General features: G+C 70.9%; 11 protein-coding genes. 2 read left to right on the forward strand and 9 right to left on the reverse strand.

From position 1 onward, the window contains the following. Positions 1–28: 28 nt before the first annotated feature. The 9 genes from AQJ27_RS32445 to rsmI form a co-directional block, all read right to left on the reverse strand. Positions 29–1963 (reverse strand): outer membrane protein assembly factor BamB family protein, encoded by a 1935-nt coding sequence (locus tag AQJ27_RS32445; protein WP_067376253.1) that lies wholly within the window; start codon positions 1961–1963, stop codon positions 29–31. Between the two features lie 238 nt (positions 1964–2201). Further along, positions 2202–4010 carry an ABC-F family ATP-binding cassette domain-containing protein gene (locus AQJ27_RS32450; RefSeq protein ID WP_067376255.1) on the reverse strand — a complete coding sequence of 603 codons (1809 nt, stop codon included), beginning with the start codon at positions 4008–4010 and terminating at the stop codon, positions 2202–2204. Between the two features lie 132 nt (positions 4011–4142). Continuing rightward, positions 4143–5504, reverse strand: coding sequence for an acyltransferase family protein (locus tag AQJ27_RS32455; protein WP_067376256.1), 1362 nt, complete (start codon positions 5502–5504; stop codon positions 4143–4145). Between the two features lie 162 nt (positions 5505–5666). Continuing rightward, complete coding sequence (locus tag AQJ27_RS32460) at positions 5667–6614, reverse strand: 4-(cytidine 5'-diphospho)-2-C-methyl-D-erythritol kinase (RefSeq protein ID WP_067376257.1); 948 nt, start codon at positions 6612–6614, stop codon at positions 5667–5669. Then, positions 6611–7540: a 16S rRNA (adenine(1518)-N(6)/adenine(1519)-N(6))-dimethyltransferase RsmA gene (rsmA, locus tag AQJ27_RS32465; protein WP_067376258.1), complete on the reverse strand. Its 930-nt coding sequence runs from the start codon at positions 7538–7540 to the stop codon at positions 6611–6613. The genes AQJ27_RS32460 and rsmA overlap by 4 nt, the downstream gene beginning before the upstream one ends. Positions 7541–7734: 194 nt before the next feature. Then, positions 7735–9123: a resuscitation-promoting factor gene (locus AQJ27_RS32470; protein WP_067376259.1), complete on the reverse strand. Its 1389-nt coding sequence runs from the start codon at positions 9121–9123 to the stop codon at positions 7735–7737. A 141-nt stretch (positions 9124–9264) separates the two neighbouring features. After that, positions 9265–10137, reverse strand: coding sequence for a TatD family hydrolase (locus AQJ27_RS32475; protein WP_067376261.1), 873 nt, complete (start codon positions 10135–10137; stop codon positions 9265–9267). Positions 10138–10205: 68 nt separating this feature from the next. Then, positions 10206–10625, reverse strand: coding sequence for a hypothetical protein (locus AQJ27_RS32480; RefSeq protein ID WP_067376262.1), 420 nt, complete (start codon positions 10623–10625; stop codon positions 10206–10208). Positions 10626–10825: 200 nt separating this feature from the next. Continuing rightward, a complete protein-coding gene (rsmI, locus tag AQJ27_RS32485; protein WP_067376264.1) occupies positions 10826–11683 on the reverse strand; it encodes a 16S rRNA (cytidine(1402)-2'-O)-methyltransferase in 858 nt (285 codons plus the stop codon). 94 nt (positions 11684–11777) lie between these two features. Here rsmI and AQJ27_RS32490 point away from each other — a divergent pair, with 94 nt between their 5' ends. Together AQJ27_RS32490 and AQJ27_RS32495 are read left to right on the forward strand one after the other, a co-directional pair. Then, positions 11778–13517, forward strand: coding sequence for a dolichyl-phosphate-mannose--protein mannosyltransferase (locus AQJ27_RS32490; RefSeq protein WP_067376265.1), 1740 nt, complete (start codon positions 11778–11780; stop codon positions 13515–13517). A gap of 419 nt (positions 13518–13936) precedes the next feature. Beyond that, positions 13937–15199, forward strand: coding sequence for a hypothetical protein (locus tag AQJ27_RS32495; RefSeq protein ID WP_067376266.1), 1263 nt, complete (start codon positions 13937–13939; stop codon positions 15197–15199). Positions 15200–15259 lie beyond the last annotated feature (60 nt).

Here is a 15259-nt window from a genome sequence, read left to right on the forward strand (position 1 = left end):
AACGGGGTGAAAGTGGCGTGAGCGTGCGTCACTTGCCGTAGGCCAGCATCAACTTCTCCTTCGACTGGTCGTTGCCCGTCAGCCGGGTGGTGGAGATGTAGAAGCGCCCGTCCACGTAGTCGACCGCCTTCGAGAAGAAGCCGTTCTCGACCGACGCCGTGCCCTGCGGGTTCTGCAGCAGCTTGGTGGTCTTGTGACTGCTTCCGGTCGTGGGGATCGACACGATCTGCCCACCGGCGTCGTACGACGGCTCGACGTACGCGATCAACCGCGTGCCGTCCATCTTCAGCGGCAGCATCGACTCGGCGGCCGGGGACTTGACGCGCCACTTCTCCTTGCCGGTCGACAGGTCGAAGGCGACGATCTCGTTGGCGCCGCTCTTCGCCTCGGTCGGCAGGTAGAGCGTGTTCGCGTCGGCGGCGGTGCCGAAGCAGCCCGTCAGGTCGCGGTCGAGGATGGCGAAACCGCACTCGGGCCTGAAGGCGTCGCTGCTCTTGAGCTGCGAGCGGACGGCACCGTTGTCCTTGAACGTGGTGACGTTGACCTTCTTCTGGTCCTTGTTGGTCATGTAGATGACGACGGGGTCGACGGAGTACGTGCGCTCGACCGTCCAGCCCTTGGGGATCTTCGTGGTCCACTTGACCTTGCCGGTGGCCGGGTCCAGCTGCTGTACCTCGTCGTGCTCGGTGTCGGTGGCGGCACCGCAGGAGGCGACGGACAGCAGCTTGGCGCCGCCCGCGAACGCGGCCGGGTAGCAGGCCTGGCCGTAGTTCTTCTTGTCCCAGAGCTTCTTGCCGCTGGTGATGTCGTACGCCGTGCCGGACTGCGAGCGACCGACCATCAGCGTCTTGCCGGTGACCGACAGTTCGATGGTGAGCGTGCTGTCGAAGAGCGCCCCGTCGGCGACCTTGCCGCTCCAGCCCTTGGCACCGGTGTCGAGGTCTATCTGCTGGAGCTGGTTGCACTTGGCGCTGTCGCCTGCACCGCTCTTGTACGCCACGACGACCTTGTCGTCGGACGTCTTCTGCGGGGTGACCGCACAGATCGGCTGCGGGAACGTGATCGGGTCCCAAGTGGGCTTGCCGTCCCCGACGTTGTACGCGAACACCTGCGTGTACGCGGCCTTCACCGCCGCCTTGTCGGTGATCCACAGGCCGGGGGCGTCGGCGCCGGAACCGGGCGCGTCGGGCGCCTGCTTGTACCAGAGCACCTTCGCCTCACCGGCCTGGCGGCCCGCGTTGAGGTCCTCGGGGTCCCCGCCACCGTTGCCGCTGCCGTCACCGGGGTTGACCGGATCGGCGGAGGAGGAGGCCTTCCCGCCCTTGCTGTCCTGGGCGACCGGCTTCTTGCCGTCGTCGCCGCCCCCGCCGCTGACGGCCCAGACCGTCCCGCCGACGACGAGCAACGCGGCCACGGCGGCGCCGACGACCATGGCCGGGCGGCCCTTGAAGGGGTTCTTGGAACCACCGGGAGGAGGCGGAGGGGTACCCGGGCCGCCGGGGCCGCCCGGGTACTGCGCCTGGCCCGGATAGCCGTATCCGGACCCGTATGCGGGCTGCTGACCGTACGGGGGTTGCTGACCGTATGCGGGCTGCTGTCCGTACGGGCCGGGCTGCGCGTACGGACCGGGCTGGGCGTACGGCCCCGGCTGCTGCGGCGGCTGTGCGTATGGGCCCGTCGGCTGCTGTGGCGGTTGGGCGTACGGCCCCGGCTGCTGCGGCTGCTGCGGCTGCTGTGCGTACGGGCCGGGCTGGGCGTAGGGCCCGGGCTGCTGCGGATATCCGTAACCGGGCGCCGGCGGAGCGGCGGGCGGAGGGGGCGTGTCCTGGGGCGTGTTGGGGGGTGCGCCGAACCCTCCCTGCGCCGGTGCCGCCGGTGGAACCGGTGGCGTCGGCGGCGTCGGCGGCTGGTCCTGCGGTGCTCCGAAGCCACCCTGCGGCGGCTCACTCGGCGGCTGACTCATCAGCGCGTTCCCCCTAGTTCACTGATGTGGCGCCCCACCGGCGGTGCGGTCGGCGGCGCCGATTTCGCGCCACACCGGTGGTTCTCAGACTGTTCTCAGACGGACCTTTCTATCACTCTGGGGACCCCGAACAAGGGGCCGGTACTCCCCCTGTTCCCAAGGGAGGACCGGCCCGTGATGCCCTCGTTATGCGCCTTCACGCCCCCTTCACGGGACGCACGCGCCACCTGCGGGCGGCTTACGCGTCTTCCGCGAGCTCCAGCCAGCGCAGCTCCAGTTCCTCACGCTCACCGATCAACTGACGCAGTTCGGCGTCGAGTTTGGCGACCTTCTCGAAGTCCGTCGCGTTGTCGGCGATTTGGGTGTGGAGCTTGCTCTCCTTCTCGGAGATCTTGTCGAGCTGACGCTCGATCTTCTGCAGCTCCTTCTTCGCGGCGCGGGCGTCGGCGGCGGAGGCGGCCCTTGCGGACGGCGCGGGCGCGGCGGCGAGCACGGCGGCCGCGGCGACCTCCTCCATGCGCTTGCGCCGCTCCAGGTACTCGTCGATCCCGCGCGGCAGCATCCGCAGGGTGCCGTCGCCGAGGAGCGCGAACACGTTGTCCGTCGTGCGCTCGATGAAGAACCGGTCGTGGGAGATCACGATCATCGAGCCGGGCCAGCCGTCGAGCAGGTCCTCCAGCTGGGTCAGCGTCTCGATGTCGAGGTCGTTGGTGGGCTCGTCGAGGAAGAGGACGTTGGGCTCGTCCATGAGCAGCCGCAGCAGCTGAAGCCGCCGCCGCTCACCACCGCTGAGGTCCCCGACGGGCGTCCACTGCTTCTCCTTGTTGAAGCCGAACGTCTCGCAGAGCTGCCCCGCGGTCAGCTCGCGTCCCGTGCCCAGGTCGACCCGGTCACGGACGGCCTGCACGGCCTGCAGCACGCGCCAGGTCGGATCGAGCTCGGCGACCTCCTGCGACAGATAGGCGAGCTTGACGGTCTTGCCGGTGCTGATCCGCCCGGCGACGGGCTGCGTCTCCCCCTCGCTGCGGGCGGCCTCGGCCATGGCGCGCAGAAGAGAGGTCTTGCCGGCTCCGTTCACACCTACGAGCCCGACCCGGTCGCCGGGCCCGAGCTGCCAGGTGAGGTGCTTGAGCAGGACCTTCGGGCCCGCCTGCACCGTCACATCCTCAAGATCGAAGACCGTCCTGCCCAGTCGCGAGCTGGCGAACTTCATCAGTTCGCTCTTGTCGCGGGGCGGCGGCACGTCCGCGATCAGCTCGTTGGCGGCCTCGACGCGGAAGCGCGGCTTGGAGGTACGGGCGGGGGCACCGCGCCGCAGCCAGGCCAGCTCCTTGCGCACCAGGTTCTGCCGCTTGACCTCCTCGGTGGCGGCGATGCGCTCACGCTCCGCGCGCGCGAAGACGTAGTCGGAGTACCCGCCCTCGTACTCGTACACCGCGCCCTTCTGCACGTCCCACATACGGGTGCAGACCTGGTCGAGGAACCACCGGTCGTGGGTCACGCACACCAGCGCCGACCGCCGCTCCCGCAGGTGCTGGGCGAGCCAGGCGATGCCCTCCACGTCCAGGTGGTTGGTGGGCTCGTCGAGGATGATCAGGTCCTGCTCCTCGATGAGCAGCTTGGCGAGCGCGATACGGCGGCGCTCACCGCCGGAGAGCGGGCCGATCACCGTGTCGAGCCCCTGCGGGAACCCCGGCAGGTCGAGGCCGCCGAACAGTCCCGTCAGGACGTCCCTGATCTTGGCGTTGCCCGCCCACTCGTGGTCGGCGAGGTCCCGGATGACCTCGTGCCGGACGGTGGCGGTGGGATCGAGGGAATCGTGCTGGGTCAGCACCCCCAGATGCAGCCCGCCGGAGTGCGTGACACGGCCGGTGTCGGCCTCCTCCAGCTTGGCGAGCATGCGGATGAGGGTGGTCTTGCCGTCGCCGTTCCGCCCGACCACACCGATCCGGTCGCCCTCGCTGACGCCGAGGGAGACTCCGTCGAGCAGGGCACGGGTGCCGTACACCTTGCTGACGGACTCGACATTGACCAGGTTGACGGCCATTTCTCTCCTGAACAAGGGGGACGATCGACCCTCAAGGGTAGTCCGGCTCCCTCACCTCCCGAGCCACACGGGTGGGTGCTCCGGCTGCGACCGGCCCCCACCGGTCCGCGGACGACGGACCGCCCCGCACCTTCACGCGGGCGCGGCCGCGGTCCGGCCCCGTCCCGCCCGCTCCACCAGCAGCCACCCCACGAGCGTCATCGCCACGGCGACGGGAGCCGTCACCCGGACCGCGATCAGTACCGCCGTACGCCCTTCCAGCAACCCGCCGAACCCGACCATGGAGAGCCCGAGCACCCCGAAGAGGCACAGCGTCACGCCGAGCGCGGCGGCCGGCCGCGCACCCGCGGGTGACACCCCCGACTCCCCCAGGACCACGGCAGAGGGCTGTTCGAACCGCCGGAACACGGTGACGAGCAGGGCCGTCACCGCACCGGCCACCACCACCCGCACCGGCACCTGGGCCCACCACGCCCCCGTCGCGGGCTCCGGCAGCCGTACGCCGAGGGCCAGCAGCGCCCCGTACACACCGAGCATCGCGGTGAGGTGCCACAGGAAGGCGGTCATGGACACGCCGTTGGCGGCGACGACCGCACGCCACACCCGCGGCCGGCGCAGCCACCGCCCCGCGGGACCCCGCAGCGACTCCACCCCGCCGACCAGCCACAGCCCGTGGCACAGCAGCGCGAAGGTGGGCGGCGCCATGTTGGAGATCTTCTCCCCGGGCATCCCCACCATGGACAGCGGATACGGCCCGTACGTCACCAGCAGCGCCGCCCCGGCGAGCCCGGCGCCCGCGAGGAGGTAGGGGCGTCGCAGCCTCCCGTCCGCGCGCAGGAATCCGAGCTGGTGGACGGCGAGCCAGACGAAGGCGAAGTTCAGGAACTCGACGTACGGCACCCCGAACCCGAACCGCAGCACGTCCACGAGACCGGCCGCGGCGACGAGGCCGCCGAACGCGCCCCACCCGTACCGCTCGTGCAGCCGTAGCAGCGGCGGGGTGAAGGCCACCATCGCCAGATAGATCCCTATGAACCACAGCGGCTGGGCGACGAGTCGCAGTGACACGTCCAGCAAGCCGCCCTCCCTGCCCGCGAGTTGCAGAGCGAGCGCGAGCGCTCCCCACACGCCGATGAACACCACGGTCGGCCGCAGCAGCCGCTGCAACCGGGCGCGCAGGAACACGGAGTAAAGAGCCCCTCCTCCGTTCTCCCCGGCCTTGCGTCGCAGTGAGCGGTACGACAGCGCGTGCGAGAAGCCGCCGACGAAGAAGAAGACGGGCATGACCTGGAGGGCCCAGGTGAGCAGTTGGAGGCGGGGCTCCACGGCGAGCAGGTTCCCGACCTCGGCCCGTCCGTCGCCGCGTACCGACACGGCGGCCATCAGCCAGTGCCCGAGCACCACCGTGCCGAGCGAGGCGACCCGCAGCAGGTCGACGTACTTGTCGCGCGAGGCGGGTGTGGCCGCGGCGAGGGCGTGAGCGCTTGATGGCATACGAGTACGGTCGCGCCGTCCGCCGCTACGGCGTCAGCGCGCCCGTACTCAATTCGCCTCTGAGTACCTCGAGCCCGTGACGTGCCGCTGAGTACCGCGGCGCGTACCGGGTGCCGGTGACGTGCCTCCGCGTACCGGGTGCCGGTGACGTGCTCGTGCGGGTCAGACGACCGTCGCGCCGGGGGCGGGGCCGTCGGTGACCCGTACCGTCCGGCAGGTGCCGGAGGCGCGCAGCGCGTCGGCGACCGCCCGCGCGGACTCGGCGTCCGCCGCGAGGAAGGCCGTGGTCGGCCCCGAGCCGGAGACCAGGGCCGCGAGCGCACCGGCGTTCCGTCCGGCGGCGAGCGTGTCGGCGAGGGCCGGGAAGAGGGAGAGCGCGGCGGGCTGGAGGTCGTTGGAGACGGCGCGGGCGAGGGCCCCGGCGTCCCCCTTGGCCAGCGCGTCGAGCAGCTCCTGCGAGGCGACCGGCTCCGGGATCCGCACACCCTCGTTCATCCGGTCGAACTCCCGGAAGACCGCCGGGGTCGACAGCCCGCGCTCGGCGATCGCGAAGACCCAGTGGAAGGTCGCGCCGACCTCCAGCGTCCGCAGCTGCTCACCCCGTCCGACACCCAGCGCCGCCCCGCCCACCAGGCTGAACGGCACGTCACTGCCCAACTCGGCGCAGATGTCGAGGAGTTCCTCGCGGGAGGCGTGCGTCCCCCACAGGGCGTCGCAGGCGAGCAGCGCGCCGGCGCCGTCGGCGCTGCCGCCCGCCATGCCGCCCGCGACGGGGATGTCCTTGGCGATGTGGAGATGGACCCCCGGCTCGACGCCGTACCGGCGGGCGAGTTCGAGGGCCGCGCGGGCCGCCAGGTTCGTGGCGTCGAGGGGGACCTGGTCGGCGTCCGGGCCCTCGCAGGTGATCCGCAGCTCGTCCGCCGGCGTCACGGTGACCTCGTCGTACAGCCCTACGGCGAGGAAGACGTTGGCCAGGTCGTGGAAGCCGTCGGGGCGGGCGGCGCCGACGGCGAGCTGGACGTTGACCTTGGCGGGGACACGTACGGTCACGGCGTCCGTGCCCGTGCCCCTGCCCGTGTGCGTCGTGGGCTCGGTCTTCGACTCCGTCACGGCTGAGCGCTCTCCTTGTTCCCGGCCTTGCTCTCGGCGTTCTCGGCCTTGCCCTCGGCCATGTTCTCGGCCTTGTTCTCGGCGATACGGGCGAACTCCTCCACCGTCAGCGACTCCCCGCGGGCCTGCGGTGAGACCCCGGCGGCGACGAGCGCGACCTCGGCGGCGGCCGCGGAACCGGCCCACCCGGCGAGGGCGGCGCGCAGGGTCTTGCGCCGCTGGGCGAAGGCGGCGTCGACGACCGCGAAGACCTCGCGCTTGGAGGCCGTGGTCCTGATGGGTTCGGCGCGCCTGACGAGCGACACGAGGCCGCTGTCGACGTTCGGCGCGGGCCAGAAGACGTTCCGTCCGATGGAGCCGGCCCGCTTCACGTCGGCGTACCAGTTGGCCTTGACGCTCGGCACGCCGTACACCTTCGAGCCGGGGTCGGCGGCGAGCCGGTCGGCGACCTCGGCCTGCACCATCACCAGCGTGCGCTCGATGGTCGGGAAGGTGGCGAGCATGTGCAGCAGCACGGGGACGGCGACGTTGTACGGGAGGTTCGCGACGAGGGCGGTGGGGGCGGGGCCGGGGAGCTCGTTCACGTGCATGGCGTCGGAGTGCACGAGTGCGAAGCGGTCGGCGCGGGCCGGCATACGGGCGGCGATGGTCGCCGGGAGCGCCCCCGCGAGTACGTCGTCGATCTCCACGGCAACGACCCGGTCGGCCGCCTCCAGCAGCGCGAGGGTCAGCGAGCCGAGGCCGGGGCCGACCTCGACGACCACGTCGTCGGCCCGTACGCCGGCGGTGCGCACGATGCGGCGCACGGTGTTGGCGTCGATCACGAAGTTCTGGCCGCGCTGCTTGGTGGGCCGCACGCCGAGGGCACCCGCGAGCTCGCGGACGTCGGCGGGGCCCAGGAGGGCGTCGGGGGTGGGGCTGTTCACGCCCCAAGACTACGGGGGTACGGGCCGCGCCCCCGAAGGGGCGCGGCCCGAAGGGGCGCGGGGAACTGCGCGCCCGGCCCCCACCGGCCCGCGGCCGAACGAAGCGGGTGGCGGGGGATACGGGGCGCAGCCCCGCCACAGGGGCGCGGGGAACTGCGCGAGCAACCCCCACCGGCCCGCAGCCGGAAAACCGGTCAGCCGTGGAGGTGGGATCCGCAGTGGGGCCACGGGCTCGTGCCCCGGCGGACGTACAGCTTCTTCGCCCGGCGGGTCTGCTCCGCGGCCGGCGCGTCCTGGGGCCGCCCGGACCCCCCGAGCTTGTGCCAGGTGTGGGTGTCGAACTGGTACAGGCCGCCGTAGGTGCCGGAGGGGTCGACGGCGCCGGGGCGACCGCCGGACTCGCACGCCGCGAGCCCGGACCAGTTCAGATGGTCCGCACCCTGCGTGGAATCGGGCCGCGGCTTCGTACCGACCCGCACCACCTGTCCGCGCGGCTCCCGGACCACCTCGTCCCCGACCCTCCGCGGCTTCTGCCTGACCCCGTTGACGGTCCGCAGCAGGTAGGTGACCCGCCGGGTCCCGGGCTCCCCGGCCCGGTCGACGACCTCGGTGCCACGGAACAGCGAGGGGTCGTTCGTCCGTGTCGTCCGGAAGGGGATCGCCTCCTCGCGGACCTCCTGGGTGCCGGTGATCCGCATCACGCTGACCGTCTGTCCGTCCCGGGGGAAGCTCCCTGGCGGGACGGATGTCGTGTCCTCGCCGTGGAGGGTGATCCCGGCCTCCCCGACGGCCTCGCCGACGGTCGCCGCGTTCGTCCGGATCGTCCGTGCCCGCCCGTCCGCCATGATCGTCACCGTCCGCTCGGTGCGGACGTCGAGCGCGAGGCCCTCACGGCCGATGCGCCGGGAGCGCGAGGTCGACAGGTACGCCCCCTCGGCGCGCACCCCGAGCTGCTGGAGCGCCCCGTCCACCGTGTGCGCCGTCGTCCACACCTCGTGCGGCTGTCCGTCGAGGGTGAGCCGCACGGGCCGCCCGTAGTGGACCGCGATCTCGTCACCGCTGGTCAGTTCGGTGCCGGGGGCGGGCGCGACCACGTCGTGCTCGCCGACCCGCACGCCCTCCTCGGCGAGCAGTTCGGTGACGTCGTCGGCGAAGGTGTGCAGCGTGCGCGCCTTCCCGTCGACGCTGAGCTCGATGGCCTTGTCGTTGGCGACGAAGGCGGAGGTGCCGCCGGCGAGGAAGGCGACGACCAGCGCCTGGGGCAGCAGCCGCCGCAGCGGGTCGGGGCGCTCGGCGGTGCGCCGGCGCCGGGCGGCGCGCCGGGCAGCGGCCCGCCCGCCGGACCGGGGCTCCTCCGCCGATTCCCCGAGCGTCTGCGTCTGCACCAACGTCTGCGTCTGCCGGGGCAGTATCGGCTCGGTCGGCGCCTGGGACACCGCCAGTGCCTCGTACGCGGGCCGGTAGGTGTCCACGTAGCCGCCGCGGTCCGGGCTTCCGGCACCGTAGGGCGGCTGTTCACCACTCTCTCGGTCCTCGAACGACGTTCCAGTCAGGCCAAACGTCTCGTACTGCGAGTTGCTCACGACGACACGCTCCAGGAGGGGTCCGGATCGGGCGACCAGAACCTAGCGGAGCGGTCGTCACTCTCCCAAGCAACGCGGCTACGCTGTGTCGCGACACTGCCCCGAGGTGTGACGCCGAAAAATGACCGGCAGCGTTATCCCTCAGTAACCGAAGGCCCGGGCCGTGTTCGCCGAGAGCGCCGTCGCCAGCGTGTCCTCGTCGATGCCCCGCACGGCCGCCATGGCGCGCACCGTGACCGGAATGAGATAAGGCGCGTTAGGCCGTCCGCGGTACGGGGCGGGGGTCAGGAAGGGCGCGTCGGTCTCGACGAGGACGAGCTCCAGGGGGGCCACGGCCAGCGCGTCACGCAGTGGCTGGGCGTTCTTGAAGGTCATGTTTCCGGCGAAGGACATGTAGTACCCGGCCTGGGCGCAGATTTCGGCCATCGCCGCGTCACCGGAGTAGCAGTGGAAGACGGTCCGCTCGGGCGCGCCCTCCTCCTTCAGCACGCGCAGCACGTCGGCGTGCGCGTCCCGGTCGTGGATGACCAGGGCTTTTCCGTGCCGCTTGGCGATCTCTATGTGGGCGCGGAAGGAGCGCTCCTGGGCGGCCTTGCCTTCGGGGCCCGTACGGAAGTAGTCGAGCCCGGTCTCGCCGACGCCCTTGACCTGCGGAAGGGCGGCGAGGCGGTCGATCTCGGCGAGGGCCTCGTCCAGGGCGCCGTCGCCGCCGGGCTGCCGTGCGCCCTGGCGGGACCAGCCGTCGGGGTCGCCGTGCACGATACGGGGCGCCTCGTTGGGGTGCAGGGCGACAGTGGCGTGGACGGCCTCGTACGCGGCGGCGGTCTCGGCCGCCCAGCGGGAGCCCAACAGGTCGCAGCCGACCTGGACGACCGTGGTCACGCCGACCGAGGCGGCCTTGGCGAGGCCTTCCTCGACGCTGCCGGACTGCATGTCGAGGTGAGTGTGCGAGTCGGCGACGGGGACGCGCAGCGGCTCGGGGAGCGGTGGTGCTTCGGTCTTGTCGGAGGGCATGCCCCGATCCTACGAAAGGGGCATGCCGGACCGGACCTCACCCGGGCGAGGTCACCGCGCTCGCGCGATCAGCCCGCCTTGCGGTGGTGGAAGGGGTGCAGCAGGTCGGAGAGGTGCCAGTGATGGGGTTCCCCGGGCACGGCCGGCTGGTCGACGGCCTCGTCGCGGGCCTGCTCGGGGTGGGCCGGCACCGGGCGGTGCGTGTGCTGGTGCATGGAGTTCTGGACGGAGGACACCTGTCCGGCGCGCATGATGCGCACCACGTGTCCGTCGCAGTTCTGGCAGGAGGGCCGACTCAGCGGCGACGGCACGACATGGCCGTCCGCCACGTACATCACGAACTCGCCGCCCTCGGCGTCGCGGTGGTGCTCTATCTCGAACGACTGCTCCCAGCCGTGCCCGCAGCGCATGCATGCGAAGGAATACGACTCGTTGACGACAGCGGTCGCCGCGCTGCGGTTGCCGGTCTGCCCTGCGATCTCACTCATGCCAGCTCCTGCTGTTCCGCTGGACAAGCGCCCCCGGTCGGCGGGGGCGAGGGACGGGTACGTCCCTTCAACCAGTGGACGCTTCTCCGGGCGGGAACGCATCAGGCCTGTCGACTATTGGAGTCGTTTTGGCCTTTCCTTGTCGGAATGCCTCGGAGACACGGCCTGAGCTTTGCTTTCGGTGCGGGCCCTTTGCTCTTCTATGGGGCGCTGTGCGCCGCGTTCTTTGCCGCGACCACCGCATCGAAGACGTCGCGCTTGGGAATTCCGGCCTCGGCCGCGACCGCCGCGATGGCCTCCTTGCGGCGCTCTCCCGCCTCTTCCCGCACCCGCACCCTGCGCACCAGTTCGCCCGCGTCCAGTTCCTCGGCGCCCTTCTCCGGCGCGCCCTCGACCACCACCGTGATCTCCCCGCGTACGCCCTCGGCGGCCCAGGCGGCCAGCTCGCCCAGCGGCCCGCGCTTGACCTCCTCGTACGTCTTGGTCAGCTCGCGGCAGACGGCGGCCCGCCGCCCGTCCCCGAAGACCTCGGCCATCGCGGCGAGGGTGTCGTCGAGGCGGTGCGGGGCCTCGAAGTAGACCATCGTGCGGCGCTCGCCCTCGACCTCCCGCAGCCGGGACAGCCGCTCGCCCGCCTTCCTCGGCAGGAACCCCTCGAAGCAGAACCGGTCGACGGGCAGCCCGGACAGCGCGAGCGCGGTGAGCACGGCGGACGGGCCGGGTACGGCGGTGACCTTGATGTCCTTCTCGACGGCCGCGGCGACCAGCCGGTACCCGGGGTCGGAGACGGACGGCATCCCGGCGTCGGTCACCAGCAGCACGCGCGCGCCGCCGACCAGCGCCTCGACGAGTTCGGGCGTGCGGGCGGCCTCGTTCCCCTCGAAGTACGACACCACGCGCCCGGTGGTCTGCACGCCCAGCGCCTGGGTCAGCCGGCGCAGCCTGCGGGTGTCCTCGGCGGCGACGACGTCCGCGCCCGCCAGCTCCTGGGCGAGCCGGGGCGGGGCGTCGGCCACGTCGCCGATGGGGGTGCCGGCCAAAACAAGGGTTCCTGTCACGGTTCCATCCTCGCAGGGGCATTCGGCGGCAGCCGCATCCACCCATTAGGCCCGTGCACGGGACTCCCACAGACCTGTTCCCTACGATGGCGCGGTGACCAGTACCGCGTCCTCCACGGACACCCGGCAGGGCCAGGCAGCCGAAGAACGGCGGCCGTCGTGGCAGCAGCGGCTGCGCCGCTTCGGATACATCGCGCCGCCAAGAAGCGATGTGCGTGATCGACTCGTGCCGCCGTACGCCGAGCCCAGTCCCCGGATCTGGGCTGCGTTCGGGCTGCGCCACGAGGTCGCGGAACGCATCACGCGCTGGTCGGGCTGGGGCGGCCCGCTGCTCGTGACCCTGATGGCGGGGCTGATGCGGTTCTGGAACCTGGGCAGCCCGAAGGCGGTGATATTCGACGAGACGTACTACGCCAAGGACGCCTGGGCGCTGATCCACCGCGGGTACGAGGTCAACTGGGACAAGAACGCCAATGACCTGATCCTGCAGAACAACGGGCACGTCGGCATCCCCTCCGACGCCGCCTATGTGGTGCATCCCCCGGTCGGCAAGTACGTCATCGGGCTCGGCGAATGGATGTTCGGCTTCAATCCGTTCGGCTGGCGTTTCATGACGGCGCTGCTCGGCACGCTGTCGGTGCTGCTGCTGTGCCGGATCGGGCGCCGGATGTTCCGCTCGACGTTCCTGGGCTGTCTCGCGGGCGCGCTGATGGCGGTGGACGGGCTGCACTTCGTGATGAGCCGCACCTCGCTGCTCGACGGTGTGCTGATGTTCTTCGTGCTGGCGGCCTTCGGCTGTCTGATCGTGGACCGCGACCGCGCGCGTGCCCGGCTGGCGGCCGCCCTGCCCACGGACCCGGACGGTCTCGTACGCCCCGACGCGCACATCGCCGAGTCCACCCGCCTCGGCTGGCGCCCCTGGCGCTGGACGGCCGGTCTGATGCTGGGCCTGGCCCTCGGCACCAAGTGGAGCGGCCTGTACGTCCTCTTCGCGTTCTGCCTGATGGCGGTCCTGTGGGACGTCGCCGCCCGCCGGGTCGCGGGCGCCCGGCACCCGTACATGGCGGCCCTCAAGCACGACACGGGCATCACGTTCCTCGCGACGGTCCCGGTGGCGATCGCCACGTACTTCATCTCCTGGACCGGCTGGATCCTCTCCCCCACCAACGGCAAGGGCGGCTACTTCCGCAACTGGGCCGCGACCGACGGCAAGGGCGGCAGCTGGAGCTTCCTGCCCGACTGGCTGCGCAGCCTGTGGCACTACGAGCACGAGGTGTACGAGTTCCACGTCGGCCTCTCGTCCCCGCACACCTACCAGTCGAACCCGTGGAGCTGGATCGTCCTGGGCCGCCCGGTCTCGTACTTCTACGAGTCCCCGCTGCCCGGCAAGGACGGCTGCCCGGCGGACGCGGGCGACAAGTGCGCCCGCGAGGTCCTGGCCCTGGGCACGCCCCTCCTGTGGTGGGCCGCCTGCTTCGCGATCGTCTACGTCCTGTGGCGATGGGCGTTCCGCCGCGACTGGCGGGCGGGCGCGATCGCCTGCGGCATCGCGGCCGGCTACCTCCCCTGGTTCATGTACCAGGAGCGCACGATCTTCTTCTTCTACGCCATCATCTTCGTCCCGTTCCTGTGCCTGGCGGTCGCCATGATGATCGGCGCGATCCTCGGCCCACCCGGCTCCACGGAACGCCGCCGCGTCATCGGCGCGGCGAGCGCGGGCGTCCTGGTCCTCCTGATCGCCTGGAACTTCATCTACTTCTGGCCCCTGTACACGGGCACCGCGATCCCCATAGACCAGTGGCGGTCACGGATGTGGCTGGACACCTGGGTCTAGCTGGGCGGACACACCAAGAGGGCGCGGCGGTCTGCCGCGCCCTCTTGGTCGTTGTCGGCCGTCAGCGGCTGTCGTTGGCCACCCTCGTACGGCCCGGAGACGGCCCGGCTCGCGGGTGAAGCGGCTGACCACCGCCTCACAAGTTCGATCACCGACCCATACGACGTCCGGCAACGCGCTCGTGGGGCTGCATGAGTTTCCGGGTCGTGGCCGCCCCTGTGCGCTCCGGTCCGTCGTCGTTGATGTCAACCGGTGAGGTCAGGGGCAGCCGCTGCGCTCGCCGCTCTTGTGGTCTGTTCGGTGGAGATCGGCGTGCCGTGCAGGGGCTGACATCCGGCCTGTCGTCACTGTGAGCGATAGCAGACGTGATTGACGCGTAGCTCTGGACCGGGGCTACCGCCCGAGAAGAAGGAGGCCCCATGGCAGCGTTTCGAGGCGCCTGTCTGCGCGGCGCGATCGCTGTGGCCGGCATGGTGGTGAGTTTGGTGGCCACGCCCGCGACGGCCCAGGCCGCGACAACCAACGTGCCCTGTGACCCGACCGCACTGAAGAACGCGATCACTGGCGCCAACTCCGGGGACACGCTGGTGCTGGCCCACAACTGCGTCTACAGCTACACCACGCCGGACAACGCCAACAACGCTTTGCCCGTGATCACCAAGAAACTCACCATCAATGGACGCGACGCCACCATCCAACGAGACCCGACGACGGCAGCCCTGTTCCGCATCTTCGAAATCGACGGACCCGGGAACCTGGCACTCAACGATCTCACCGTCCGCAACGGCAGCGTCCCGGGTACCGCTGGTGGCAACCTCTTCGTCAATCCGGGTGGGACACTCAGCCTCGCCCGTAGCGTCGTGACGAACGGCACCGCCACCGACGGCGGCAACATCTTCGCCAATTCGGGTGGGACCATCGACCTCACCCGTAGCGTCGTGAAGAACGGCACCGCCACCGACGGCGGCGGCTTCTTCATTCTCGCCTCTGCCACCGTGCGGATCCGTCACAGTGCCGTCAGCTACAACACCTCGGCAGCATTCGGCGCCGGCATCTCGAGCAGAGGCGACCTCACCATCGCCGACGGCACCACGATCAGCAATAACGCCACCGGCGGCGTGGGTGGCGGACTCGCCAACAGCGGCCCGGCGACGATCGATGATTCCAAGATCTTCTCGAACAGCGCAGCCAGCACCGGTGGCTTCAGAGGCGGTGGAGGGATCTTCAACCTCAACACCGGCAAGGTGAACCTGCACCACACCCGTGTGGAGCACAACACGGTCACCGCAACGGCGAACGCGCCGGGCGTGGGCGGGGGGATCTCGAACCAGGGAGTGGCCGCCACGGTGACGATTGACGGCGGAAAGATCGGACACAACTCGGCCGAGGGGACCAACGCCCAGGGCGGTGGCGTCTACAACGAGGGCACGCTGATCACCAAGCGGCTGGAGATCGAACACAACACCTCCACCGGCACGGGTGCCCAGGGCGGTGGTCTGACCAACAACGGTGGGACCGCCACGCTCACCAGCAGCCAGGTGGAGCACAACACCAGCAGCGCCCCTCCCGGCGGAATCAACAACAAGTCCGGCACGGTGACCCTGAACGACAGCAAGGTGAAGCACAACAAGCCCACCAACTGCGCTGGCAGCGCAGTCCCGGTGCCTGGCTGCGTGAACTGACCAACCGGGACCCCCGCCGGAGGCATTGCCTTAACCTCGGCTGCACTCTCTCAGCCCAGC

This window comes from Streptomyces olivochromogenes (assembly GCF_001514115.1).
GTDB lineage: Bacteria > Actinomycetota > Actinomycetes > Streptomycetales > Streptomycetaceae > Streptomyces > Streptomyces olivochromogenes.